The following is a 23,397-nucleotide window of genomic DNA, read 5'->3' as shown; positions in this document are numbered from 1 at the left end:
GTCACCCCTATTCGGACAGCTGGAACTCCACCACGTCGGCAAGCGCGTCGACGGCCTCGCTCAGCGCGGCGAGCCGGTCCGCGGCCGACGGGGCCGACAGCACGCCGTAGCGATCGGCCGCGCCGATCGGGATGCGCGACGCCAGCGCGAAGAGCCTTCTCCCGGGGTCGGATTCGCGCTCACCCAAAAGCACCTCGCGCTCCGGCAGTTGCGCGCCGCGAGCCTGCGCGATCCGCTCGAACAACGCCATCACCCGGTCCTCGAGGTCGAGCAGCGCCGCGTCACCGACCGGATCCCCCGGCTCGTCGGGCCAGACCGCCGCCGTCGCGCGCGGGTACGGATCGTCGGGCAGCCACTGCGACACCCGGATCCGCTCGCCGGTCTGGCAGCGCAGCGCGTAGCGGCCCGCGCCGAGGTCGGCGTGCTCGGCGATGCGGGACAGCACGCCGACGTCGCAGCGCGCGTCGCCGCCGCCGACCTCGCGGCCCTGCGCGATCAGCACGACGCCGAACGGCTCGTCGCGCTCCAGGCAGCGTCGCACCAGCGCACCGTAGCGCGGCTCGAAGATGCGCAGCGGCAGCTCCTGGCCGGGCAGCAGCGCCGATTCGAGCGGAAACATCGCCAGCTCAACGGGATCGGTCATCAGGTTTCCAACTCGCCCACCAGCGCGTCGACGACCGCGCGCAGGTCCCCGTCGTGCTCCTCGGCCACCCGCCGCTGCCGCTGGTATGAGGCGCCCAGGCGCGGTATCTCGGCCACCGCGGCCAGCTCGTCGCTGCAGTGCAGCGACTTGGCAACGGGCTCAAGACGATTCAGCAGCTCGTCGAGGTCCTCGGTGACCAATCGCTCGTTGCTGTCGGCGTCCAGGATGATCACCGCGTCCAACCCGTAACGGGCCGCGCGCCACTTGTTCTCCTGGACGTGCCAGGGCGGCATGGTCGGCAGCGTCTCGCCGCCGTCGAGCCTGCGATCCAGGTCCACGATCAGGCAGTGCGTCAACGCGACCAGCGCGCCGAGCTCGCGCAGGTTGGACACGCCGTCGCAGACCCGCACCTCCAGCGTGCCCAGGTGGGGCGAAGGCCTGATGTCCCAACGAATCTCGTCCATGTGGTCGATGATGCCGGTCTTCTTCTGGTCGTAGACGAAGCCTTCGAACTCCGACCAGCGCCGAAAGTGAAACGGCAGTCCGGCGGTGGGCAGCTGCTGGAACATCATCGCCCGGTTGCTGGCGTACCCGGTGTCCTCGCCGCCCCACCACGGCGACGACGCGGACAGCGCCAGCAGGTGCGGGTAGTACTTGAGCAGCGAGGTCATGATCGGCATCACCTTGTTCGCCGAGGAGATCCCGACGTGCACGTGCAACCCCCAGATCAGCATCTGGCGGCCCCACCACTGGGTGCGTTTGATCAGCTCGGCGTAGCGCGGCGCGTCGGTCAGCTGCTGCGCGGACCACTGGGCGAACGGATGGGCCCCGGCGCAGAACAGCTCCATGCCGCGGTCGCGGACGACCTGGCGGGCCGGGCGCAGCGTCTCGCGCAGGTCCTCCATCGCCTCGGCGGTGCAGTCGCAGATGCCGCTGACCACTTCGACGGTGTTGCGCAGCAATTCCTTGTGCACACGCGGGTTTTCGCCGATCTCGGCGATGACCGCGGTGGCCTCGTTGCTCAGGTCGCGGGTCTTCGCGTCGACGAGCGCGAACTCCCACTCCACGCCGATGGTCGGGCGCGGTGAGGGCGCGAAATCGATACGGGCCCCGGGCTTTTTGACGGGCTCGCTAGCCGGCACCGATGACACCGCACGCCACCCGCTTACCGGCGTCACCGGTGGTCATCGTCGTGTGGTCGGGACCCGGCGTTCCGTTGGTCTGGCTGTAGCGCTCCGGCGGGATGTTGGCGAAGTTGTCGGCGCCGGCGTGAATGATGATCGCGGTCTTCTCGCCGGCGGTCAGGTCCTCCAGGGAGAACGCGTCCGTGGTGGTCACCAGCATCCCGACTCCGTCTTTGCGGACCTGCAGCGAGGTCAGGTCGCCGCTGGCGGGCTCGGCGGAATGCCCGGGCGCCTGGAAGTGCCCGCCCGCGGACAGGAAGTCGCCGGGCGCCCCGCCGGTCGGGGCGGTCGAATTGGCCTCGCACTTGCCCACCTTGTGGATGTGCACCCCGTGGAAGCCGGGCGCGAGGTGACCGGCACCGGAAGTCGCGATGGTGATGGTGGCGTAGCCGTTGGAAAAGTCGAACTTGGCGGTCGCGACCTCGACCCCGTCGGGTCCCTTCAGTCGGGTGGTCAGGCTCCGCGCCACGGGCTGCTGCTCGGCACCCTCGGTCCCCGACGCTGCCGTCGGCGCGTTCGACCCGGTCCACACCGCCGGCGTGGTGCCCGGCGACGACGACGCGTGCTGGGGCGACGAGCACGCGCTCACCAGGGTGACGGCGGACAGGGCGGCGGCAGCGACGTTGCGGTGCTTGGACATAACCGAAGCCTAACGTCAGCCGGTCACCAAAACGATGACGCCGGGCGGCTGGTCGTTGAGCGCGGGAATCCGGGGCTGCACGGGCGCGCCCAGCTTCTTGCCCACCGCGTCGGCGGTGGCATGCTCACCGTCGGCGTCGGTGTAGTACACCGTGGTTGCCGTGACATCCGGAACCGTCAGGTTGTCGGTTTTGGTGACGTTGAAACCCGCGGCCGTGAGCTCGTCCTTGGTGCGCGCGGCGACGCCCTCCTGGGACGAGATGTTGTAGACCCGCACCTCGGCCTGGTTCGCCGGCGCCTTCGAGGTGGCCGGCGCGCTGGTGGTGCTGGTCGCGCCCGAGACCGGCGACGCCGACTCGTCGTCGGAGTTTCCCGACGAACCCAGCGCCTGCCAGCCGAGCAGCAGGAAGATGACGCCCAAAAACAGCAGCACCATCACCATGGCCCGCAGTGGGAGGCCGGTGGAGTCGGGAACGCGCTCTTTCATCGAGCCCACTGTAGCCAGGAAAGCGCAAGAGCCGGCACAGGCACGGCCCGGTCAGGTCACCTCGAAGCCGAGGCGGCGCGCCGCGCGCGCCTTTTGCCGGCTGGCGCGCAGCCGCCGCAGCCGCTTCACCAGCATCGGGTCGGCGGCCAGCGCCTCGGGCCGATCGACGAGCGCGTTGAGCACCTGGTAGTAGCGCGTCGCCGACATCGAGAACAGCTCTTTGATGGCGTCTTCTTTGACCCCCGCGTACTTCCACCACTGGCGCTCGAACGCCAGGATGTCGTGTTCACGGCGGGTGAGGCCATCGGCGATGTCAGCGTCGTCCCCCGATCGATTTGCCCGCGCCATGGCGCTGTCCATATCGCTTCCCCTGGACCCTTCCGGCGATTCTCAACGTGCTCGAATGACTTGACTTATGTAGGGGCATGTTTCGGCGAATATTGAACCACGCCGAGAACCCTCAAGCCGTAATCCAGACCCGCGAGTCGGCCGATAAGCTAGCCGACCATGGCAGTCGTACCCATACGCATCGTCGGAGACCCGGTCCTGCACACCCCGACGACGCCGGTGGCCGTCGGCGCCGACGGCTCGCTGCCCGCCGAGCTGCCCGAGTTGATCGCCACCATGTACGACACCATGGACGCCGCGCACGGCGTCGGCCTGGCCGCCAACCAGATCGGGTACTCCCTGCGGCTGTTCGTCTACGACTGCGCCGAAGACCGCGGCCTGACCGACCGCCGCCGCGGCGTCGTCATCAACCCGGTCCTGGAAACCTCCGACATCCCCGAGACGATGCCGGACCCGGGCGCCGACGAGGAGGGCTGCCTGTCGGTACCGGGCGAATCGTTCCCCACCGGCCGCGCGAAGTGGGCGCGGGTCAGCGGGCTCGACGCCGACGGCAGCCCGGTCACCATCGAGGGCACCGACCTGTTCGCGCGGATGCTGCAGCACGAGACGGGTCACCTGGACGGCTTCCTGTACCTCGACCGCCTCATCGGCCGCTACGCGCGCAGCGCCAAACGCGCGGTGAAGTCCCACGGTTGGGGTGTCCCGGGCCTGTCGTGGCAACCGGGCGAGGGGCCGGACCCGTTCGGTCACTGATGGTCTCGTGGCCACCGCTGGGAACGCGGGTGATGGTTCGCTACCGGCGCGCGCAAGGGTCGGTGCCCCCGCTGACCGACGCGATAGGACACCTGCTGGCGGTCGATCCGGCGGTGCGGCTGCGGACCAAAACGGGTGAGGTGTTCGAATGTGCGCTCGCCGACGTCGTGGCGGTGCGGGAACTGACGTACGCGCCGGTGCGCACCTCGGAGATCCGGGCGCTCGAGCGCGCGGCCGCGGCGGCCTGGCCCACCGACGAGCACGCCTGGCTCGACGGCTGGCTGCTGCGGGTCCGCGCAGGTGCGGGCCTGGTCTTCAATTCGGCTATGCCGCTGGATATTTCGGCACGGCCGAGCGCGATCCCGGCGATCATCGCATGGTACGACGCCCGGGGCCTGACCCCGCGGCTGGCCATCGCCGATCGACTGCTGCCGGTCCCCCGGGGGCGGGTCAGCGAACACACCGAACGGGTGACGGTGCGCGACGTGTCGGGCGCGCCGGCGGCACGGCCGGACACCGGCGTGGCGCGGCGGCCGGGCGCGGCGGTGTCGGACGCACCGGACGGCACCCGCTGGGTGGGCCTGTCCCCGCAGGGGCCGCCGGTCACACCGGACGACGGCGAAGCCCTGTTGGCCTGGGGCGCGAGCCTGGGCGCGACCCGGGGCTACCTGCGCGTGCACGACGCCGGCAGCGCTGCGCTGGCCGAGGCGTTGGGGTTTCGGCTGCACCATCACACCCGCTATTTCCCCGCGCCGAGATAAGGAGCAAGCTTGCGGCTCGCCACCTGGAACGTGAACTCCATTCGCAGCCGGCTGACCCGCGTCACCGACTGGCTCGAGCGCGCCGACGTCGACGTGCTGGCCATGCAGGAGACCAAATGCGCCGACGGCCAATTCCCGACGCTGCCGCTCTACGAACTCGGCTACGAGGTGGCACACGTCGGCTTCAACCAATGGAACGGCGTAGCGATCGCCTCGCGCGTCGGCCTCGACGATGTGCAGGTCGGCTTCGAGGGCCAGCCCACCTGGTCGAGTAAGCCGGACGTCGCCGCCTCGGCCGAGGCGCGGGCGCTGGGCGCCACCTGCGGCGGCGTCCGGGTGTGGAGCCTGTATGTCCCCAATGGCCGCGCGCTGGGCGATCCGCACTACTACTACAAACTGGATTGGCTTGCCGCGCTGCGTGATACGGCCGCGGGCTGGCTGCGCGACGACCCGGCGGCGCCGATCGCCATGGTCGGCGATTGGAACATCGCCCCCACCGACGACGACGTCTGGAGCACCGAGTTCTATGCCGGCGCCACGCACGTTTCGGAGCCGGAACGCCGGGCCTTCGAGGCCATCGTCGACGCCCAATTCGCCGACGTGGTAAGGCCTTTCACCCCAGGCCCGGGCGTCTACACCTATTGGGACTACACCCAGCTGCGGTTCCCGAAGAACCGCGGCATGCGCATCGACTTCATCCTCGCCTCGCCGGCGTTGGCCGCGCGCGTGACCGGCGCGCAGATCGTCCGCGACGAACGCAAGGGCAAGACGCCCAGCGACCACGCGCCGGTGGTAGTCGATATCGATATAAAACTATTTGCAATGGATATGAATCCCTGACTTTCACATCGCCGCCGTCTTCCGACCGGCGTACTGTGATTACAGATCACGGGTTCAGGGAGTCATCATGAGTGTCGTTGGCGGAGCAGTCCGCAACGTAGGTCGAACGGTGAATCGCGCGGCGACGGCGACCACCAGCGTCGCCGGCGCCATCGGGGGCGCGGCGGTGAGCGGGGTCGTCGGCGGCGTCAAGGGAGCCGCCGACGGCATTCAGAGTGGGCTCGACTCCGGCAGGAAATCGACGGCGGCCGCCGCGCTGGCTATCAGCGCGCTCGGCGTGACCGGATTGGTCGAGTGGCCGGTGTTGCTCGCGGTCGGCGGTGGGGCCCTGGTGTTGCAGCGGCTGAGCCATCAGGACCGGGGGTCCACGCCACCGCCGAAGGCGAAGCTGACGACCGTGCCGACGCCGCCCGAGGCCCCGGCCAAGGCGCAGAAAGCCCCGGCGCGCAAGGCTCCCGGCAAAGCGGCCAAGAAGACGACCGGCCGCCGTGCCGGCGGTGCCGCGCTGCGCAGCACCAGCTGAGCGGGAACCCCTGATCGACTGTTGAGCATCCCGACTTTCATAAGACGTTCGCTGCCCGCGCGCGCTGTCTCCGCGGGTCTGCAGGTCGCCAGGACCGGCATCGAGATCGCCGCGATACCCGTGCGCGAAGGCGCCCGGGCGCTGTCCGGCGACCTGCCCCACGAAGCGCTGAGCCGGCACTGCTGGCGCGGGCCGAGCCGCGCCTGGATCGAGGTGCGCGGCCTCGCCGACGCCGCCGACGGTGAACTCGGCCGGGCGGTGCTCGACGCGATCCGGGGCCACCCCGGCGTCACATCGGCCAGCCTGAACTATCCGCTGTCGCGTGTCGTCGTCGCCATCGGCGACCCCGACACGTCGCTGCGGGACCTGTGCCGGCTGGTCGGGGAAGCCGAAAGGTCCTGCGGCACAAGCGAAGACAAACCAACACCGGTGGGTAACCTGCCCGGCGACGGCGTCGTGCTGGCGACCAGGGCACTGACGATGGCCGCCAACGCCGCCGGGCTGGGCATCGCGCTCACGGGCCGCGCGTTGCGCCGCCCGCCGCTGCCGCCGGTGGTCGGCGCGAGCCTGACGTTCTTCGACTACCAGCCCTGGCTGCGCCGCCTGCTCGAGGACGCCATCGGCGGGCCGGGCACCGACACCGTGCTCACGCTGGCCCACGCGACCAGCCAGGCCTTCTCCCAGTCGCTGTCGTCGTTGGCGATCGGGCTGACGATGCAGTCGCTCAAGGCCGCCGAGGTCCGCGCCGAGGCGCAGGCCTGGGAGCGCCACGAGCCCGAGCTGGCCCGGCACGCCGACCAACCGCCCGCCCGGCTGTCGCCGCGCCCGCAGCCGTCGCGGGGCATGGAGCGCAGCGTGCGCCGCTTCGCCCTGCTGCAGTCGCTCAGCGCCGGCGCGCTCGGCGCCGGCACCCGCAACCCGAACATGGCGGCCACCGCGGTGGCGGTCACCGCGCCCAAGGCCAACCGGACCACGCCGGAGGCGTTCGCCACCACCCTGGCGCGGGGGCTGGCCGAGCGGCACGCGGTGTTGCCGATGCGCCCGGAAAGCCTGCGCCGGCTGGACAAGGTCGACGCGATCGTCATCGATCCCCGGGTCTTGTGCACCGGCACCCTGCGGGTGGCCCGCATCCGCGGCGCCGCGGACCGCGAGCTGTCCGCGGCGTGGAACCGCGCCCTGCTCATGCTGGAGACAAACGGGCTGTCCCCCGGCTGGCGCCCGGTACCGGGTGGGTCCAACGGGCAGCCGGGTTCGAAGGTCGAGGCGCTCTTGCTTTCCGCGCACGACCCGTTGGCCTCGGCCGTGGTCGCCGAGGCGCACCGCAGCGGGGCGGAGCTGGTGACGGTCGACACCGACTCGCTGGGCGAGCTGCGGCCCGCGTTCGACGACATCCGCCCGCTGCGCGGCGCCACGAACGGGTCCTCGGACAAGGCGCTGGACAAGGCGCTCGCGCGCGCGGTCACCGATCTGCAGCAAGCGGGCCGCAGCGTGGCGGTGCTGTCTTCGGCCGGCGCGCAAGCGCTTTCGTCCGCCAACCTGTCGCTGGGCGTACTGGCCGCCCAGGGCCCGCCGCCCTGGCAGGCCGACCTGCTGCTGCCCGGGCTCGATGCCGCCTGGCGGGTGCTGCACGCGCTGCCGGCGGCGCGGACGGCCGTGCAGCGCGGCATCGGCATCTCGGCCGGCGCCACCGCGATGGGCTCGCTGTTCATGATCCCGGGCGTGCGGGGCAATCTCGGGTCCGAGACGGTCAACGCCGGCGCGGCGGCCGGGCTGGTGTCGGGGTACCTGCTCGCGCGCGGAATCCTCAACGCCGACACCCCACGGCCGGCGGCCACGCACGAATGGCACGCGATGTCCGTCGAGCAGGTCCGCAAAGCCCTGCCCGACCCCCACTCGGCCGCGGCGGCCCCGCAGCCCTACCATCCGGGCGTGCAGCCGGACGAGTCGCTCGCGCAATCGATCTGGCAGCTGGCCAAGGCCGTGCGCGCGGAGCTGTCCGACCCGCTGACGCCGGTGATGGCGCTCGGCTCGGCCGCCAGCGCGATCCTCGGTTCCCCCGTGGACGCCGTGCTGGTGGGCACGGTGCTGACCGGGAACTCGATCCTCGCCGCGGCCCAGCGGCTGCGCGCCGAGAAGCGGCTGAGCCACCTGTTGGCGCTGCAGATTCCGCCGGCCCGCCGGGTGCTCAGCGGCCCGGGCGGCCAACGGTCCTACGCCGACGTCGACGCCGCGCAGCTGCGGCCCGGCGACGTCATCGAGGTGCGCACGCACGAGGTGGTGCCCGCCGACGCCCGCATCATCGAGGAGATCGACGTCGAGGTCGACGAGTCGACGCTCACCGGGGAGTCGCTGTCGGTGGACAAGCAGGTCGAGGCCACGCCCGGCACCCCCCTCGCCGAGCGCCGCTGCATGCTGTTCGCCGGGACCACCGTGGTGGCCGGCACCGCGGTCGCGCTGGTGACCGCGGTGGGCGCCGACACCCAGCAGCGCCGCGCCGCCGACCTCATCTCCGGGGAGCTGTCCTCCGACATCGGCCTGCAGCACCAGCTGGGCCAGCTCACCACGCGGGCGCTACCGGTCAGCATCGCCGGCGGCGCGGCGGTCGGCGCGCTCGGGCTGCTGCGCCGCACCGGGTTGCAGCAGGCGGTGTCCAGCGCGATCGCCATCGCCGTGGCCGCGGTCCCCGAGGGGATGCCGCTGGTGGCGACGCTGGCGCAGGCGGCGTCGGCCCGCCGGTTGACGAAATTCGGTGCGCTGGTTCGCGTTCCGCGTTCGGTCGAGGCGCTCGGCCGCATCGAGGTGGTCTGCTTCGACAAGACCGGGACGCTGTCGGAGAACCGGCTGCGGGTGTCGGAGGTCCGTCCCGCGGCGGGCGTTTCACATGTCTCGGAGGCCGCCGAAGCCGAGGTGCTGCGCTGCGCGGCGCACGCCGCCCCGGCAGCCAACGGCGGCCCGCAGGCCCACGCGACCGACGTCGCCATCGTCGAGGCGGCGGAAAAATCCGGGGTGGCGAACGGCGCCGTTCCCAACGCGCACCTACCGTTCCGCTCCGGCCGGGCGTTCTCGGCCTCGGCGACCGGACCCGAGCTGACCGTCAAGGGTGCGCCCGAGGTGGTGCTGGCCGCGTGCGGCGACACAGCCGAGATGGACGGCACCGTCGCCGGCATGGCCGCCGGCGGGTTGCGGGTGATCGCGGTGGCGCGGCGCCGGCTGAGCCCGCAACAGGCCAGGGCGATCCGGGACGACCCCGACCGCATCGCCGAGTACTGCACAGACGGGCTGACGCTGACGGGATTCCTCGGGTTGTCCGACACCCCGCGCGCGGAATCCGCCGGCCTGATCGGCACCCTGCGCTCCCAGGGCGTGGGCATCAAGCTGATCACCGGCGACCACCCGATCACCGCCAAGGCGATCGCCGAGGAGCTCGGCCTGCCGGTGGCCGCCGGTCAGGTCATCAGCGGCGCGGAATGGGATTCGCTGTCCCGCAAGGAACAGGAGCGCGTGGTGACCGAACGCGTGATCTTCGCGCGAATGACACCCGAGAACAAGGTCCAGGTCGTCCAGACGCTGGAGAGCGCCGGGGTGCGCACCGCGATGGTGGGCGACGGGGCCAACGACGCCGCCGCCATCCGGGCGGCCACGGTCGGCATCGGCGTGGTCGCGCACGGCAGCGACCCCGCCCACCTGGTGGCCGATGTGGTCCTGGTCGACGGCCGCATCGAAGCGCTGCTGGAAGCCGTCGAGGAGGGGCGCCAGCTCTGGCGGCGGGTGCAGGCCGCGGTGTCGGTGCTGCTCGGCGGCAACGCCGGCGAGGTGATCTTCGCGATCATCGGCAGCGCGATCACGGGGACCTCGCCGCTGAACACCCGCCAGCTGCTGCTGGTCAACACGCTCACCGACGCGCTGCCGGCGGCGGCGCTGGCGGTCAGCAAGCCGCGCGGCACCGTGGACCCCAACCTGCGCGGCGCCGATCAGCCCGCGCTGTGGCACGCCGTGGCCGTGCGCGGCGTCACGACCGCGGCGGCGGCGACGGCGGCGTGGGCCATGGCCGGCGTCACCGGGCGCCCGCAGCGCGCGTCCACCGTGGCTCTGGTCGCGCTGGTGGGCACCGAGCTGGGCCAGACGGTGCTGGAGTCGCAGGCCCCGATGGTGGTGCTGACCGCGGCGGGCTCGCTCGCCTTTGTGGGGACGCTGATCAGCATTCCCGGGGTCAGCCAGCTGCTCGGCTGTACGCCGCTTGGCCCGTTCGGGTGGGTTCAGGGCCTGGGAGCCGCCGCTGCGGCGACCGTGGCCGTGGCCGTGGTGGGACCGCGGTTCGAAGCCCGGGATCGATCCGAGCCGCCTGAGCAGGCTCGACGACCTCAACCAGCCCCGCCCGCCAGGCCAGCGCGTAAAGCTCCCGCAGCGGCACGGCCAGCAGGGAGGCTAACGTCGAAACCATCGGATCGGTCAGGGCCTCGGTCCTCGACATACTCCACACGGTGACCGCACGACCCGGCCGAGCGGCAAATCCTGTGTTACCGGAAGGCAAATGATGGCAGAAAAGAAGGCTCGCCGGGGGACGTCCCAGCGCGACGCGGTGCAAAAAATCCGGGAAGGCGAGACCTTCGCCGTGAACCTGCCGGTTTTCGGTCAGCTGGGGATTCCGCGGCCCGAGCAGCTGGCCTACTACGGCGGCCTGGCCGCGCTGGCCGCGCTGGAACTCATCGACTGGCCCGTCGCCCTGGTGATCGCCACCGGGCACCTCCTGGCGAGCAACCACCACAACAAGCTGCTGGAGGAACTCGGCGACGCGATGGAGGAGGCCTAGGGCGCGGCGCGCTCGAACTCCAGCGTCACCCGGGTGCCCGAGGCAGTGCGCGCGGTGTCGACGCGGTCGGCCAGCCCACCGATCATGGTGAGCCCGCGCCCGCGACGCTGGGCGCGCATGCTGGCCGAGGAGTCGCCGACCCATCGGCCGGTGTCGCTGACGGTGACTGCGACGGTCTCGTCGCGCAGGAAGGCCTCGACCGACACGGTTCTGCGGGCTTCGCTGTGGCTGCCGTGTTCTATCGCGTTGGTGACCGCCTCCCCGGTCGCCAGCAGGATGTCGTGCTCGCGGTGCGCGTCGACGGGCACCCGGCCCAGCCAGCCGCGTAGCTGCCGGCGCGCGACGGGGATCTGCGCCGGCGCGGCGGGAAGCACGGTGGTGAAGCTGCGCGCGGCCGCGTGGCTCGGGCGCAGCGCGAGCACCACGACGTCGTCGCTGTAGCCGCCGGGCGGCCTCATTCGCGCCAGCAACTCGGCGCAGACCGATTCGACCGGCAGGTCGGTGCAGCCGGCGGCCGCCGCCTTCAGGCGGGCGAACCCGTCGTCGAGCGTCTCGCCGGCCCGCTCGATGAGTCCGTCGGTGTAGAGCAGGATCAGGCCGCCCGGCGCCAGATCGGCCGTCGCGGTCGCGCCGGCCGTTCCGTCCCCGTTCCCGTCGTGGACCGCGACCGGGGGCCGCCGGCCCGCCTCGAGGTAGACCGGCTCCCCGTCGGGGGGAACCAGCAGCGGGTACGGATGCCCCGCGCAGCTGTAGCTCACGGAGGCGCCGCCGGCACCGGTTCCTATGTCTATGAGGGCGTAGGCCACGGTCGCGCAGCGGGCGCCGGTGACGCTGGCCGCGTACCGGTCCAGCGCGGCCAGCACCGCGGCCGGTTCGGCGGCGGTGAGCGCCGAGGCGGCCACCGCGGCGCGCAGCCTGCTCATCACGATCGCGGCGGCCAGGCCGTGCCCGACGACGTCGCCGACCGATATCCCGATCCGGCCGGCGTGGCCCAGCGGGGTGACGGAATACCAGTCGCCGCCGACCCGCATCGCTTCCCCGGCCGGCTGGTAGACGGCCGCCACCACGCCCGCGGTCGAGCCGCGGTCCAGGTCGAGCAGGTGCTCCTGGAAGTCGACGGCGATCTGGTGTTCGCGCGCCATGACGCGGACCCGGTCCAGGGCCGCCTGGCTGAGCTCGGCCATCCGGGCGAAGGTGTCGAGGTCGCCGGCGCCGAACTGGCGCGGCGTGCGCCATAGGAACAGCAGCGCACCGACGACGCGACCGGTGTTGTCCCGCAACGGATGAGCGATGCAGGCGCGGACGTCGTCCGCGGTGGTGCGCACCGCGTGCTGATAGCGCGGTGGCAGGTCGAAGGTATCGGGAATGACCATCGGCTCGCCGCCGCTGATTACGTCGGCGCCGACCAGCGGCGCGTCCAGCGCGACCACGTGATAGCGGTCGCGCACTTCGGCGGGCAGGTCGCCGGCGTATTCGAACCGGGCGTGCTGCGCGGTGTCCAAGATGCCGATCCCCACCGCGTCGGCGTCGCCCGGTCCGCCTGGGTACTCGAGCAGGGCGGTTAGTATGCCCGCGACCGAGTCGGTGGCCTGCAGCGCCGAGTCGAGGTGCACCAGCTCGAGCTGCGCCTCCCGTCCCTGGCGGTCGCGCTCGCGGGCGACCGCGGACAGCCGTGACGCCACCCGGTCCACCAACTCCTGCGACCGGAACGGCTTCGGCAGGTAGTCGTCGGCCCCGCCGGCGAAGCCCTCGTCGACGGCCTCCGCGCCGGCGCGGGCGGACAACATCAGGACCGGGGTGGCCGCCAGCGCGGGGTCCGCGCGGATCGTCGCCAGCAGGTCGAAACCGTCGAGGCCCGGCATCATCACGTCCGTCACCACCGCGTCCGGGCGCAGCTGCCTGATCGCGGCCAACGCCGTCCGGCCGTCGCCCACCACCACCGTTTCCCACCGGGTCGACAGCACCCGGTCCAGGTGGGTGCGCATGTCGGCGTTGTCCTCGGCGATCAGCACCAACTGACGTCCTGGGTGCGCGGCGGCCGGCTCGGCGACCGGCGTCACCCATTGCCACGCCTCCGCCACGTAGGGGTTGGTCTCGTCGGGCGTCGCCGCGGGAGACGGCTCGACGGCCGGGCCCGCGACCGACAGCGGCAGCCGGACGGTGACCGCGGTGCCGCGATCCGGTTCGCTGTCGATCTCCACCGTTCCGCGTTGCAGCTCGACCAGCCCGCGCACCAGCGACAGCCCGATCCCGGTGCCCTCCACGCTGCGGCCGCGCAGGTTCTCGGCCCGGTAAAAGCGCTCGAACAGGCGGTCCAGGTCCTCCCTGGCGATCCCAACGCCGGTGTCCCGCAAGGTCATTCGGCAATGCGCGGCTTCGGCACGCACCTCGACCGAAATCGAGCCGCGCAGCGTGTATTTGACCGCGTTGGACAGCAGGTTGAGGACGACCGTCTCCCACATGCCCGGGTCGACCTCGGCCTGCGCGGGTCCGCAGTCCAACACGAGCTCGAGCCCCGCCCGCCGGCACAGTTCGGTGAAGGACAACGCGATGTGCTCCGTGAGCGCGCCGACGTCGGTGCGCACCAATTTCGCGTTTGCCCGGCCGGCTTGGAGGCGCGAAAAATCCAGCAGCGAGTCGACCAGCCGGTGCAGGCGACGCGCATTGCGGCCCGCCGTGGTCAGCCGGTCCGCCAGCACGCCGTCCGGCGGCGCATCGGACAGCGCGTCGTCCAGCGGCCCGAGCAGAAGCGTTAGCGGCGTGCGGAATTCGTGGCTGACGTTGGTCAAAAACGCGGTCTTGGCCCGGTCCAGCTCGGCGAGCGCGTCGGCGCGCTGCCGCTGCTGTTCGTAGGAGACGATCTGCGTGAACGCGGACGACAGCTGGTCGGCCAGCAGCCGGCAAAAGCCCCGGTACTGGTCGTCGAGCGGGCAGCGCGGATTGATCCCGACGACCAGCGCCACGGGAGTGCCCTCGCCCAGCGGCAACACCAGCGCCCGCTCGGGGCACCGCTCACCCAGGGCTTCCCCGAGCGCGGGCACCGCCGACGCGATGTCATCGATTTCGTGCGCGTCCGTGCGTGACCACGACGCCGGGTCGGACTCGATCAGCCCGGCGAGCGAGCGCGGCAGAACCGGCCGCGCCTGCGCCGTCGCGCCCCGCAACGTGACGTCGCCGTCCGCGTCGGCGACGTAGACGGCGATGAACGGCAGGTCCGCGCGTTCGGGTCCGCACACCTGCACGGCCGCGTCCACCGCGTCGTCGATGCTCCGGGTTTCCAGGACCGCGGACGCCACCGCGTTCAGCAGATGCAGGCGCCGCTCTCCCAGCACCCGCTCGGTGGTCTCGCTGACCGCACAGAAAATCCCGGAGACGCCGCCCGCGCCGCTGACCAGCGGGCCGTAGGTGAAGGTGAAGAAGCGGTCCCGCCGCCGGCCCTCCACCACCATGGTGAGCAGCAGGTCGTCGGACCAGGTGGCCTTGCCGGTGGCGACGACGCCCTCCAGCATCGGGCTGATCTGATCCCAGATGTCCCACCACACCTCCCGCCCGGGCTTCCCCAGCGCGGCCGGGTGCTTGTCGGCCAGCGCCGAGATGTAGGCGTCGTTGTAGACCAGGAACAGCTTTCGCGCGTCCAGCCAGAGCACGATCGGGAACCGCGATGTCAGCGCCGTCACGACCGCCGCGCGGAATTCGCTGGGCCAGTTTTCCGGCGGGCCCAAAGGATGGGCGGACCAATCGAATTCGGCAAACCGGCGGCCCATCTCCCCGCCCAGCTCGACCGCGGCGGCCAGGTCGGCGGGCAGCGCGCTCATCGCTGTCGGTCGCGCTGCACCGCGTCCGACAGGGTCGGGTACACCTCGAGGATGCGATCCAGCTCGGTCACCTGGATCGGCCGCAGCACCACGTCGTGGTCGGCCACCAGGCGAACCGGCGTATCGGTTGCCTGCCCCGACTCGTGGCAGTCGAGCACCGCGTTCAGGGCGGCGCTGCCGAAGAAGGTCACCGGCGTCAGGTCGACGACCACCAGCCGGGCCGGGTGCTTGGCGGCCACCTGCAGCGCGGCGGCCAGGTGGGGGGTGAGCTGGTCGACGGTGCTGGAGTCGACATCACCCTTGACGCGGACCAGTACGGCGTCCTCACGGGACTCGTGATCAACGGCCAACAATTGCATGCCTTTCACCGCCACGATGCGCAGAATGCCCAGGAAAGAGTGTTTCGAAGCCTATTCCTACCCGGACGGGTCGGGCGGAATCCGTTCGTGCACGGTCAGCAGCAAATGATCGAACTGATTTTGGGTGGCGGCCGTCGGGGCCGTCAGCGTCGAGACTTCGGCGAGTAATTGCTTTGCCAGCGCGCGCAGCTTGACGTTGGCCTCCTGGGACCGCCACTGCAGGACCCGGAAGGCCTGCTGGGCGCTGATCCGGTAGACGTACATCAGCACGCCCTTGGCCTGCTCGATCGCGGCGCGGTTCTCGAACAGCTCCGGCAGGGCCTCGTCGAGCACTTCCTGACGCGTCTCGTCGCGGGCTTCGTCGAAGGTGTGGGTGAGGTCGATGTAGTAACCGGCCGTGCCCACCACCACGCCGGAGTCGTCGAGCATCCGGTCGGCCACCACGATCGCGTCGTGCACGTCGCCCTTGGTGTCGAGGAAACGGTGCCGGCTGGAGAACGATTCCTCCGACTGCAGGGCGTAGTCGAGCAAGTCCTGGACGTGCGCGCGGTCGTCGGGATGTTTGTGCGACAGCAGCAGTTTGGTCGTCGGCACCACGCTTTCCGGTTCGTAGCCGTGCATCCGGGCCACCTCATCGGACCACTCCCAGCGTTGACCGACGAACCAGAACCGGAAGGCGCCGACGTTGGGGAACTCGGCCGGGGTGGGCGGCTGAGGGAGGTTCACGGCCGGTTTCACCGCGCCCCTGCTCGTGGGCTGTGGCACGTTTGCATCCTGCCATCACGCGGGTATTCCGGGCCACCGTCGTTATTCCGGCTTTCTGGGGTAACGTCGCGTGCGGACCATCCGACCAACAAATTCAGACGCGGGAGCGCACGCCGAGTGCGCTGAGAGGACGGCTCGGGGCCGTCGACCGTAGGAACCTGACCGGGTAATGCCGGCGTAGGGAGATGACACAAATGACCGTAACCATCGAGCCGTCGGTAACCACCGGACCGATCGCCGGCAGCAGCAAGGCCTACCTCGAGCTGGGCGGGGGTGCCCGCGTGCCGTTCCGGCGCGTGAACCTGTCCACGGGAGACCACTTCGACCTCTACGACACCTCGGGGCCCTACACCGATCCCGACGCGGTGATCGACCTGACGTCCGGGCTGCCGGCGCGTCCCGGCGTGGTCCGCGACCGCGGCACCCAGTTGCAGCGGGCCCGCGCCGGCGAGATCACCGCCGAGATGGCGTACATCGCCGCCCGCGAGGGCATGCCCGCCGAACTGGTGCGCGACGAGGTCGCCCGGGGCCGCGCGGTGATCCCGGCCAACCACAACCATCCCGAGAGCGAGCCGATGATCATCGGCAAGGCGTTCGCGGTGAAGGTCAACGCCAACATCGGCAACTCGGCGGTGACGAGCTCGATCGCCGAGGAGGTCGACAAGATGGTGTGGGCCACCCGCTGGGGCGCCGACACCATCATGGACCTGTCCACCGGCAAGAACATCCACGAGACCCGCGAATGGATCCTGCGCAACTCGCCGGTTCCGGTCGGCACGGTGCCGATCTATCAGGCGCTGGAGAAGGTCAAGGGTGACCCGACGGAGCTGACGTGGGAGATCTACCGCGACACCGTGATCGAGCAGTGCGAGCAGGGCGTGGACTACATGACCGTGCACGCCGGCGTGCTGCTGCGGTACGTGCCGTTGACCGCCAAGCGAGTCACCGGGATCGTGTCCCGCGGCGGGTCGATCATGGCGGCCTGGTGCCTGGCCCATCACCGGGAGTCGTTCCTGTACACGCACTTTGACGAGCTGGCCGACATCTTCGCGCGCTACGACGTCACCTTCTCGCTCGGCGATGGGCTGCGGCCGGGCTCGATCGCCGACGCCAACGACGCTGCCCAGTTCGCCGAGCTGCGGACCCTGGGCGAGCTGACGGGGATCGCGAAAGCCCATGGCGCACAGGTGATGATCGAGGGGCCCGGGCATGTCCCGATGCACAAGATCGTGGAGAACGTGCGGCTCGAAGAGGAGCTGTGCGAGGAGGCCCCGTTCTACACGCTGGGCCCGCTGGCCACCGACATCGCCCCGGCCTACGACCACATCACCTCCGCGATCGGCGCGGCCATCATCGCCCAGGCCGGCACCGCGATGCTGTGCTACGTGACCCCCAAGGAACACCTCGGGCTGCCCGACCGCAAGGACGTCAAGGACGGGGTGATCGCCTACAAGATCGCCGCCCACGCCGCCGACCTCGCCAAGGGGCACCCCCGCGCCCAGGAGCGCGACGACGCCCTGTCGACCGCGCGCTTCGAGTTCCGCTGGAACGACCAATTCGCGCTGTCGCTGGACCCCGACACCGCGCGGGAATTCCACGACGAGACGCTGCCGGCCGAGCCCGCCAAAACCGCCCACTTCTGCTCGATGTGCGGGCCGAAGTTCTGCTCGATGCGGATCACCCAGGACGTTCGCGATTACGCGGCGGCGCACGGCCTCGACAGCGAGGAGGCGATCGAGGCCGCCATGGCTGAGGGTATGGCGGACAAGTCGCGCGAGTTCGCCGAGCACGGCAACCGGGTGTATCTGCCGCTGACGCAGTGACGTTCCTGCCTGTCCCGCCGGCGGGCAACACGCCGTTGCGCGTGCTGACCATCGCCGGATCGGACTCGGGCGGCGGCGCGGGCATCCAGGCCGACATGCGCACCATGGCGCTGCTGGGCGTGCACGCGTGCGTCGCGGTCACCGCGGTGACCGTGCAGAACACGGTGGGGGTCAAAAGCTTTCACGAGGTGCCTCCCGACGTGGTCGCGGGGCAGATCGAGGCCGTGGTCACCGACATCGGCGTTCAGGCCGCCAAGACCGGGATGCTGGCGTCGGCGACCATCATCGGCGCGGTAGCCGCCGCCTGGAACCGGCTGCAGTTGACGGTCCCGCTGGTCGTCGACCCGGTGTGCGCGTCCATGCACGGCGACCCGCTGCTGGCGGCCTCGGCCCTGGATTCGCTTCGCGGTCAACTGTTTCCGCTGGCGACCCTGGTGACGCCGAACCTCGACGAGGTGCGGCTGCTGGTGGATATCGACGTCGTCGACTCGGCTTCGCAGCGCGCGGCGGCCGAGGCGCTGCACGCGCTGGGCCCCGAGTGGGTGCTGGTGAAGGGCGGGCACCTGCGTTCGTCCGGGCGCAGCTGCGACCTGCTGTATGACGGCGCCTCCTGGCGCGAGTTCGACGCCAAGCGGATCGCCACCGGCAACGACCACGGCGGCGGGGACACGCTGGCGTCGGCGGTCGCCTGCGCGCTGGCGCACGGCTTCTCCGTGCCCGACGCGGTCGGCTTCGGAAAGCGGTGGGTCACCGAATCCCTGCGCGCCGCTTACCCGTTGGGCCACGGCCACGGCCCGGTCTCACCGCTGTTCCGGCTGTCATGAACCTGGACCAGATCGCCGGTGTCGCCCACGAACCGTCCGGCACGCCATCCGGCGTCGTGGTGCTGACCCACGGTGCCGGCGGTGACCGGGAATCGCCGCTGCTGCAACAGGTTTGCGACGAGTGGGCGCGACGCGGGTTTCTCGTGGTGCGCTACAACCTGCCGTACCGGCGGAGCCGGCCCAAGGGTCCGCCGTCCGGCTCGGCGGCCGCCGACCGCGCGGGGATCGTCGAGGCGATCGCGTTGTGCCGCGGCCTCGCCGGCGGCCCGCTGATCGCCGGCGGCCACTCCTACGGCGGGCGCCAGACCTCCATGGTGGTCGCGGGGGGCGAGGCCCCCGTGGATCTGTTGACGCTGTTCTCCTACCCGGTGCATCCGCCGGGCAAGCCGGAGCGCCCCCGCACCGAGCACCTGCCCGACATCACGGTGCCGACCGTGTTCACCCACGGAACGTCGGACCCGTTCGGCACGCCCGGCGAGCTGCGCGACGCCGCCGCCCTGATCAACGCGCCGACCGAGGTCGTCGAGGTCGCCGGCGCTCGCCACGATCTGCGCTCGAAGACCCTCGACGTTCCCGCGCTCGCGGTCGACGCGGCATTGCGACTGGGGCAGAATCTCCATTAACATAATCACCACTTGGCGGGGCCACCCCTTGGCCCGGCCGAGGGGGATTGCACATGTTGGAGAAACTTCGCCAAGTGCTCGAGTTCCGGCTCAGCATCGCCCAGCTGATGGCCATCGGGATCATCCTCGGCACGCCGTACCTGCTGGTGGGGACCATCTGGTCGACGACGCACACCGAGCACCTGCACCAGCTGCACGGGGTCGACCTTGCGGTGTCGTTCCTCGGGTCGATCGTGTCGTGGCCGGTGCTGCTGTTCGCCAACGTCTGCATGACCTGAGACTCGCCTCTAGGGAACATCGACCGTTTACATAACTGGGGGGATGCGACAGCCGTGGACAATCGCCGGATGCTTCTCGGGGTGGCGGGCGTGGTGCTGGCGCTCATCGGGCTGGCAGCGCTGTGGTTCCCGGTCGCCCTCGATCAACACGACGCGTATGGCTTCCCCATCGAGTGCGGCAACGGCTTCACCGCCAAGGTGCCGCAGCTCGACGGCGGTGCGGTGGCCGACAAATGCGAGAACGCGCTGTTGCTGCGTCGCGCCTGGGCGATCCCTTCGGTCGCCATCGGCTGGCTGCTGGTAACCGCGTTCCTGGTCGGCTGGGTGCGCGAGTCACCATCCGCCCGCGCGGATGTGAGCTATCCCGGATAGCGCGAGTAGCAGGCGTCCATGTTGCCGGCCACGCCGCCCCGGAAGGCGGCGATCCGGGTAAAACCGGCCGGCACGCTGGTGCCGTCGGCGTCGCTGGCGACCAGGTGATTGGTGAGCAGCCCGGACACCGCTTCGTCGAGGTCACCAGCGGTCAGCACGAGCTGCTTTTGCGAGGGCAGCTCGATGGGCTCGGCCATCCTGCGGTGCACGACACCGGTCAGGCACGCGGTCCGCAGCGCGGTCCACGGGCTCTGCATCGGCATGCCGCGGTCATGCTGCACGGCCAGCGCGTACCTCGACATCACCATCGACAGGGCGGTGTCGTCGCCCTGGGGCAGCGTGCGCTCGTTCTCCGCGGCGACCTTGCCCGCCTTAGCCAGCGCGGGCAGCTCCACGGCGATGGTGTTGGTGGCCGGGCAGTACGACGCCGGCGGGCTGGGCCGGGCGTCGGGGCAACCGGTCGTCTGGTAGGACAACGTCGGCGGGTTCGCCGGGGAGAAGATCTTCCCGAGGAGCTCCATCAGCGTGGACAACGTGTCTTCGTCGATGGTGACCTCACCGGTCTCCGGGTCGCCGGTCGAATCGATCCGCAGGGCGGTCGGCAGGTCGCCGCGGCGCTGCTCGATTTCCTGCTTGTCGATGCCCGCGCACGCCGAGGCGCCATTGATGAAGCCCATCTGAAAGGCGCTGATCCGATCCAGGGCCGACCCGTGCTCGTCGTCGTTGACGGTATCGGAATCCTCGACCGGGTCGCGCGTGGTGATGATGCCGGCCAGCACGTGGTCGAGGCCGTCGGCGGTGCTCAGCGTGAAGCGCGGTGACTTACCGTCGGCCACCGAGAACAGGTAGACGCCCGCGAAGCAATCGGCCTGCTGTTCGCGGACGATGGTGGGGTCCCTCCTGGTCACCAGCTTCGCCATCTGCTGCAGGGCGTGCCCGAACTCGTGCGCCAACACCCCCGTCACGGACATGTCCCCGAAATAGCGTTGCGCGACGGGCATGAACACGCCGCGATCCCAGGCGATCAGGTTGCAGCGCGAGCTGAAGAAGGCGTTGGCGAGCTTGTACGTGTCGTTGCGGCAAATGATCGGACTGCGCGGATCCTCCGAGTCGTAGGAGACGATCTTGCCGACCGGAACGAAGGTGCCCTTCAGCGATTGGCTGTATTCCGACTTCCAGTACTCCTCGATGTCGTTGACCGAGAGCAACGACAGCTTGTCGATCGGCCCGTTGTTGGTGTTGACCACCGTGCCGGTGGCCCCCGGCGCGTTCGAGCGAGGCCCGCTGTGGCCGTTGGCCGCCGGCAGCCCGCCGACCCGGAACGGGTCATTGAGCATCGAGAGGGCGCGCCCGTCGACCATGGTGGTGCACCCGGCCACGACGAGTACCGCCCCCGCGCAGGCGATCGCCACCCGCAGACGTCGACTCATGACAGACCTCATCCCGGCCGGGCTGCAAGGCAGCATCGAAGGGCTCTCATTCTAGATGCCTTGGCTAACTCTGACAGCCCAAACGACAGCAGAGGATTACGGCACCGTGCGCGCGTGCGCTCAATGGTCACTCAAGGCGAAACACCAACGGGCGCGCTGGTATTCAAACCGTGAATTTGTGGTGCCCGAATATCCTCACGATTAGCGTCAAATGGCTGTGTCGTTTCGGTGGCTATTCGGCCTACACTTCCGCAATGTTCTCCGAGACGCGCTATGCGATGAACGGGGATTTGCGCGTCGCCTACCGCGCGTCGGCCGAGGGCGACCGTGACATCGTGCTCGTCTGTCCCCCGTTCACCAGGCGAGTGCGAGGTCCGCGGCGACGACATCGGCGGCATCGGCGTGCATATCGGCGGGTGAGCGCCCTGCAGGCCCCAACGAGGTGCTCGTGTCCAGCACGCTGCGCGACCTGGTGATCGGATCAGGACCCGAATTCGAAGACCGCGGCACTCACCCGCTCAAGGGTGTCCCCGGCGACTGGCGTCTGTTCGCTGCCGCCTCCGCGTAAAGCGTTGCCCGGCAATCAAAATGGCGGCGGCTCGTCGTCGTCGGTGCCGGGTGGGACGGGATCAAAGTAGCTGGGCCAGGCGACCCGGCGGGCCAGGCGGGCCTCGCGGTTGTGGTGGCGTTCGGTGGCGACGCGGGTGGCGCGGTCTTGGGCGCGGGTGCGCCGGCGACGCGGCATCATCGCGGTGCGCTGCCCGCAGTAATCCTGGGGCTCGGTGTCGGCTTCGGGGGCGGGCATGCCCCCGACGGCGCGGCACAGACTCGGGAACAGCAGCGCGCTGCCCGGGGTGGTGACATAGGTGTGCCCGGACGGGGCGGTCAGGATCAGCGTCCCATCGGCCAGCTGCTTTTCACTCCAGCCCAGGAACGTTTTGATCAAGTGATGCAGCGTGCAGTAGCACTTGAGATTGGCGGCATGGGTGGGCCCGCCCTGGGCATAGGGGATCGTATGGTCCAGCTCGCACTTCGCCGCGGGCGCATCACAGCCGGGAAAGCGGCACGTCAAATCCCGGCACCGCACGAAATCGGCCAACGCCTTCGACGGCGCATACCCGTTCTCCGGCGGGGCGTCGCACGGGTGAAACAGCGGCATCAGCGTGGCCGACTTGGCCAACTCGGCCACCACCTCCGGCGGGATCAACCCATCAGCACCCCACTCCGATCCCGGGGTGTCGCCGCGACCCTCGATCGTGGCCGGGTCGGCGATCACGTGGATGGCCACCGGCCCGGCCGCGCGGCGGGCGCCGGCGGTGCAATCGGTGCGCGCGCAGCGGCAGCCGAGCCGATCAGCGCCGGCGGCCAACGCGCCCAGCGCATCGGCGCGGCGCTGATCGCGGGTGCGCGGATCATGGCCGCACACCGTGGCCGCTAAGGCGTCCAGGCGCTGGTCCAGGGCGTGGGCATCGACGCTGAACAGGGTGCCGCTGATGTCGGCCAAACCCTCACCGACATCACCGATCCAGACCTCGCGATCAACCTGGCGCTCCTTGCGCCGGCGCACCGCATCGCGATCCGCGGTGGCCACGATCTTGTCCACCTGCCCGGCCAGCCGGCCCCGGGTCATCGACGGCCAGCGCGCCACATTCGCCGCCAACTGCGCATCAACGTTGGCCAGCACGTCGGGATCCACGATCAGATCGGTGCGATACACGACCGTCTGAAACAACCGCAAATCGATATCGCCGGCGCGAAACACATCAGCCACCCGCGGCAGGCGCTCACCCATCGCCCGCGCATAGCGCAACCGGCTGGCCGCCAGGCCCTGGCTGATCCGCAACGCCGCACCCACTTCCGCGGCGACGGCCTCCATGGTGTCGATCGCCCAATCCTCGTCCTCCGAACAGCGCGAGAGCCGATAGCGAAACAACTCCCCGATCGCCACCAGCTGCGCCGCGGCCTCCCGATTCTCCGCGCGCGCCGCCGCCGCGATCCGATTGACCAACGCCGCCGACTCCACTGTCTTCGACGGATAGCGACGCTCAAACTCCTCGTCGAAGCGCGCGATCACCTCAGCGGGCGAACCGGTACCAGATCCATCGAACATACGTTCGAGT

At 70.5% G+C, this 23,397-nt stretch carries 21 protein-coding genes, 2 pseudogenes and 1 riboswitch; of the genes and pseudogenes, 12 read left to right on the top strand and 11 right to left on the bottom strand.

All coding sequences use genetic code 11. The features are described 5' to 3' along the window. Positions 1-7: 7 nt before the first annotated feature. From AC5Y43_RS17400 to napA, 5 genes are read right to left on the bottom strand one after another with little or no spacing between them, the layout of a single operon-like run. Entirely contained in the window at positions 8-643 is a 636-nt protein-coding gene (locus AC5Y43_RS17400; protein WP_499974426.1) for an LON peptidase substrate-binding domain-containing protein, read from the bottom strand. Beyond that, positions 643-1,794, bottom strand: a complete 1,152-nt coding sequence (locus AC5Y43_RS17395) for a glutamate--cysteine ligase (RefSeq protein WP_499974561.1) — start codon at positions 1,792-1,794, stop codon at positions 643-645. Before AC5Y43_RS17395 ends, AC5Y43_RS17400 begins: the two co-directional genes overlap by 1 nt. Beyond that, entirely contained in the window at positions 1,775-2,467 is a 693-nt protein-coding gene (gene sodC, locus AC5Y43_RS17390; RefSeq protein WP_499974423.1) for a superoxide dismutase[Cu-Zn], read from the bottom strand. The genes AC5Y43_RS17395 and sodC overlap by 20 nt, the downstream gene beginning before the upstream one ends. Before the next feature lie 15 nt (positions 2,468-2,482). Next, positions 2,483-2,953 carry a LytR C-terminal domain-containing protein gene (locus AC5Y43_RS17385; protein ID WP_499974421.1) on the bottom strand — a complete coding sequence of 157 codons (471 nt, stop codon included), beginning with the start codon at positions 2,951-2,953 and terminating at the stop codon, positions 2,483-2,485. 51 nt (positions 2,954-3,004) lie between these two features. After that, positions 3,005-3,313, bottom strand: a complete 309-nt coding sequence (napA, locus tag AC5Y43_RS17380; protein WP_066917645.1) for a nucleoid-associated protein NapA — start codon at positions 3,311-3,313, stop codon at positions 3,005-3,007. Between the two features lie 147 nt (positions 3,314-3,460). Here napA and AC5Y43_RS17375 point away from each other — a divergent pair, with 147 nt between their 5' ends. From AC5Y43_RS17375 to AC5Y43_RS17355, 5 genes are all read left to right on the top strand, one after another. Further along, positions 3,461-4,054, top strand: coding sequence for a peptide deformylase (locus AC5Y43_RS17375; protein WP_499974418.1), 594 nt, complete (start codon positions 3,461-3,463; stop codon positions 4,052-4,054). Beyond that, positions 4,054-4,815 (top strand): GNAT family N-acetyltransferase, cg3035/Rv0428c family, encoded by a 762-nt coding sequence (locus AC5Y43_RS17370; RefSeq protein ID WP_499974416.1) that lies wholly within the window; start codon positions 4,054-4,056, stop codon positions 4,813-4,815. Before AC5Y43_RS17375 ends, AC5Y43_RS17370 begins: the two co-directional genes overlap by 1 nt. 9 nt (positions 4,816-4,824) lie before the next feature. Then, positions 4,825-5,655 (top strand): exodeoxyribonuclease III, encoded by an 831-nt coding sequence (locus AC5Y43_RS17365; protein WP_499974413.1) that lies wholly within the window; start codon positions 4,825-4,827, stop codon positions 5,653-5,655. 67 nt (positions 5,656-5,722) lie between these two features. Beyond that, positions 5,723-6,178: a hypothetical protein gene (locus AC5Y43_RS17360; protein ID WP_499974409.1), complete on the top strand. Its 456-nt coding sequence runs from the start codon at positions 5,723-5,725 to the stop codon at positions 6,176-6,178. A gap of 21 nt (positions 6,179-6,199) precedes the next feature. Then, positions 6,200-10,663 carry a cation-translocating P-type ATPase gene (locus tag AC5Y43_RS17355; RefSeq protein ID WP_499974406.1) on the top strand — a complete coding sequence of 1,488 codons (4,464 nt, stop codon included), beginning with the start codon at positions 6,200-6,202 and terminating at the stop codon, positions 10,661-10,663. Here the strand turns inward: AC5Y43_RS17355 and AC5Y43_RS17350 are convergent. Then, positions 10,575-10,763, bottom strand: a pseudogene (locus AC5Y43_RS17350) (hypothetical protein); the annotation flags it as partial. The gene AC5Y43_RS17355 and the pseudogene AC5Y43_RS17350 overlap by 89 nt on opposite strands. On the opposite strand from AC5Y43_RS17350, the gene AC5Y43_RS17345 reads away from it, so the two are divergent. Then, positions 10,713-10,988 (top strand): hypothetical protein, encoded by a 276-nt coding sequence (locus AC5Y43_RS17345; protein ID WP_499974559.1) that lies wholly within the window; start codon positions 10,713-10,715, stop codon positions 10,986-10,988. The pseudogene AC5Y43_RS17350 and the gene AC5Y43_RS17345 overlap by 51 nt on opposite strands. Here AC5Y43_RS17345 and AC5Y43_RS17340 read toward each other — a convergent pair. The 3 genes from AC5Y43_RS17340 to AC5Y43_RS17330 are packed head-to-tail and all read right to left on the bottom strand — an operon-like array spanning position 10,985 to position 15,888. Further along, complete coding sequence (locus AC5Y43_RS17340; protein WP_499974404.1) at positions 10,985-14,803, bottom strand: SpoIIE family protein phosphatase; 3,819 nt, start codon at positions 14,801-14,803, stop codon at positions 10,985-10,987. The genes AC5Y43_RS17345 and AC5Y43_RS17340 overlap by 4 nt on opposite strands. Further along, positions 14,800-15,162, bottom strand: coding sequence for an STAS domain-containing protein (locus AC5Y43_RS17335; protein ID WP_499974402.1), 363 nt, complete (start codon positions 15,160-15,162; stop codon positions 14,800-14,802). Before AC5Y43_RS17335 ends, AC5Y43_RS17340 begins: the two co-directional genes overlap by 4 nt. A gap of 57 nt (positions 15,163-15,219) precedes the next feature. Next, a complete protein-coding gene (locus AC5Y43_RS17330) occupies positions 15,220-15,888 on the bottom strand; it encodes a PAS and ANTAR domain-containing protein (RefSeq protein WP_499974400.1) in 669 nt (222 codons plus the stop codon). A 129-nt stretch (positions 15,889-16,017) separates the two neighbouring features. Next, positions 16,018-16,128, top strand: a riboswitch (TPP riboswitch). On the opposite strand from AC5Y43_RS17330, the gene thiC reads away from it, so the two are divergent. The 5 genes from thiC (at position 16,122) to AC5Y43_RS17305 (ending at position 19,847) form a co-directional block, all read left to right on the top strand. Beyond that, entirely contained in the window at positions 16,122-17,750 is a 1,629-nt protein-coding gene (gene thiC, locus AC5Y43_RS17325) for a phosphomethylpyrimidine synthase ThiC (RefSeq protein WP_499974399.1), read from the top strand. (Overlaps the previous riboswitch by 7 nt.) Then, positions 17,747-18,574, top strand: coding sequence for a bifunctional hydroxymethylpyrimidine kinase/phosphomethylpyrimidine kinase (gene thiD, locus AC5Y43_RS17320; RefSeq protein WP_499974397.1), 828 nt, complete (start codon positions 17,747-17,749; stop codon positions 18,572-18,574). The genes thiC and thiD overlap by 4 nt, the downstream gene beginning before the upstream one ends. After that, positions 18,571-19,197: an alpha/beta hydrolase family protein gene (locus tag AC5Y43_RS17315; protein WP_499974396.1), complete on the top strand. Its 627-nt coding sequence runs from the start codon at positions 18,571-18,573 to the stop codon at positions 19,195-19,197. Before thiD ends, AC5Y43_RS17315 begins: the two co-directional genes overlap by 4 nt. Positions 19,198-19,250: 53 nt before the next feature. Continuing rightward, positions 19,251-19,475 (top strand): hypothetical protein, encoded by a 225-nt coding sequence (locus AC5Y43_RS17310; RefSeq protein WP_499974394.1) that lies wholly within the window; start codon positions 19,251-19,253, stop codon positions 19,473-19,475. Between the two features lie 69 nt (positions 19,476-19,544). Next, positions 19,545-19,847, top strand: coding sequence for a hypothetical protein (locus tag AC5Y43_RS17305; RefSeq protein ID WP_499974392.1), 303 nt, complete (start codon positions 19,545-19,547; stop codon positions 19,845-19,847). On the opposite strand, the gene AC5Y43_RS17300 is transcribed toward AC5Y43_RS17305, so the two are convergent. After that, positions 19,835-21,313 (bottom strand): neutral zinc metallopeptidase, encoded by a 1,479-nt coding sequence (locus AC5Y43_RS17300; protein ID WP_499974391.1) that lies wholly within the window; start codon positions 21,311-21,313, stop codon positions 19,835-19,837. The genes AC5Y43_RS17305 and AC5Y43_RS17300 overlap by 13 nt on opposite strands. Positions 21,314-21,637: 324 nt before the next feature. Here AC5Y43_RS17300 and AC5Y43_RS17295 point away from each other — a divergent pair. Then, positions 21,638-21,845: pseudogene (locus AC5Y43_RS17295) on the top strand (adenylate/guanylate cyclase domain-containing protein); the annotation flags it as partial. 15 nt (positions 21,846-21,860) lie between these two features. On the opposite strand, the gene AC5Y43_RS17290 reads toward AC5Y43_RS17295, so the two are convergent. Continuing rightward, complete coding sequence (locus AC5Y43_RS17290) at positions 21,861-23,387, bottom strand: HNH endonuclease signature motif containing protein (RefSeq protein WP_499974389.1); 1,527 nt, start codon at positions 23,385-23,387, stop codon at positions 21,861-21,863. Positions 23,388-23,397: the final 10 nt, after the last annotated feature.

It is taken from the genome of Mycobacterium sp. NGS57 (assembly GCF_059812405.1).
Note: the sequence above shows the minus strand (reverse complement) of the source record. Positions and strands in the feature narration are given on the sequence as shown.

Excerpts from the sequence above, each read along its gene's own strand:
- AC5Y43_RS17400 (WP_499974426.1), bottom strand. The coding sequence starts at position 643 with ATGACCGATCCCGTTGAGCTGGCGATGTTTCCGCTCGAATCGGCGCTG.
- sodC (WP_499974423.1), bottom strand. The coding sequence starts at position 2,467 with ATGTCCAAGCACCGCAACGTCGCTGCCGCCGCCCTGTCCGCCGTCACC.
- AC5Y43_RS17385 (WP_499974421.1), bottom strand. The coding sequence starts at position 2,953 with ATGAAAGAGCGCGTTCCCGACTCCACCGGCCTCCCACTGCGGGCCATG.
- napA (WP_066917645.1), bottom strand. The coding sequence starts at position 3,313 with ATGGACAGCGCCATGGCGCGGGCAAATCGATCGGGGGACGACGCTGAC.
- AC5Y43_RS17375 (WP_499974418.1), top strand. The coding sequence starts at position 3,461 with ATGGCAGTCGTACCCATACGCATCGTCGGAGACCCGGTCCTGCACACC.
- AC5Y43_RS17370 (WP_499974416.1), top strand. The coding sequence starts at position 4,054 with ATGGTCTCGTGGCCACCGCTGGGAACGCGGGTGATGGTTCGCTACCGG.
- AC5Y43_RS17360 (WP_499974409.1), top strand. The coding sequence starts at position 5,723 with ATGAGTGTCGTTGGCGGAGCAGTCCGCAACGTAGGTCGAACGGTGAAT.
- AC5Y43_RS17345 (WP_499974559.1), top strand. The coding sequence starts at position 10,713 with ATGGCAGAAAAGAAGGCTCGCCGGGGGACGTCCCAGCGCGACGCGGTG.
- AC5Y43_RS17340 (WP_499974404.1), bottom strand. The coding sequence starts at position 14,803 with ATGAGCGCGCTGCCCGCCGACCTGGCCGCCGCGGTCGAGCTGGGCGGG.
- AC5Y43_RS17335 (WP_499974402.1), bottom strand. The coding sequence starts at position 15,162 with ATGCAATTGTTGGCCGTTGATCACGAGTCCCGTGAGGACGCCGTACTG.
- thiC (WP_499974399.1), top strand. The coding sequence starts at position 16,122 with ATGACCGTAACCATCGAGCCGTCGGTAACCACCGGACCGATCGCCGGC.
- AC5Y43_RS17315 (WP_499974396.1), top strand. The coding sequence starts at position 18,571 with ATGAACCTGGACCAGATCGCCGGTGTCGCCCACGAACCGTCCGGCACG.
- AC5Y43_RS17310 (WP_499974394.1), top strand. The coding sequence starts at position 19,251 with ATGTTGGAGAAACTTCGCCAAGTGCTCGAGTTCCGGCTCAGCATCGCC.
- AC5Y43_RS17305 (WP_499974392.1), top strand. The coding sequence starts at position 19,545 with ATGCTTCTCGGGGTGGCGGGCGTGGTGCTGGCGCTCATCGGGCTGGCA.
- AC5Y43_RS17300 (WP_499974391.1), bottom strand. The coding sequence starts at position 21,313 with ATGCTGCCTTGCAGCCCGGCCGGGATGAGGTCTGTCATGAGTCGACGT.
- AC5Y43_RS17290 (WP_499974389.1), bottom strand. The coding sequence starts at position 23,387 with ATGTTCGATGGATCTGGTACCGGTTCGCCCGCTGAGGTGATCGCGCGC.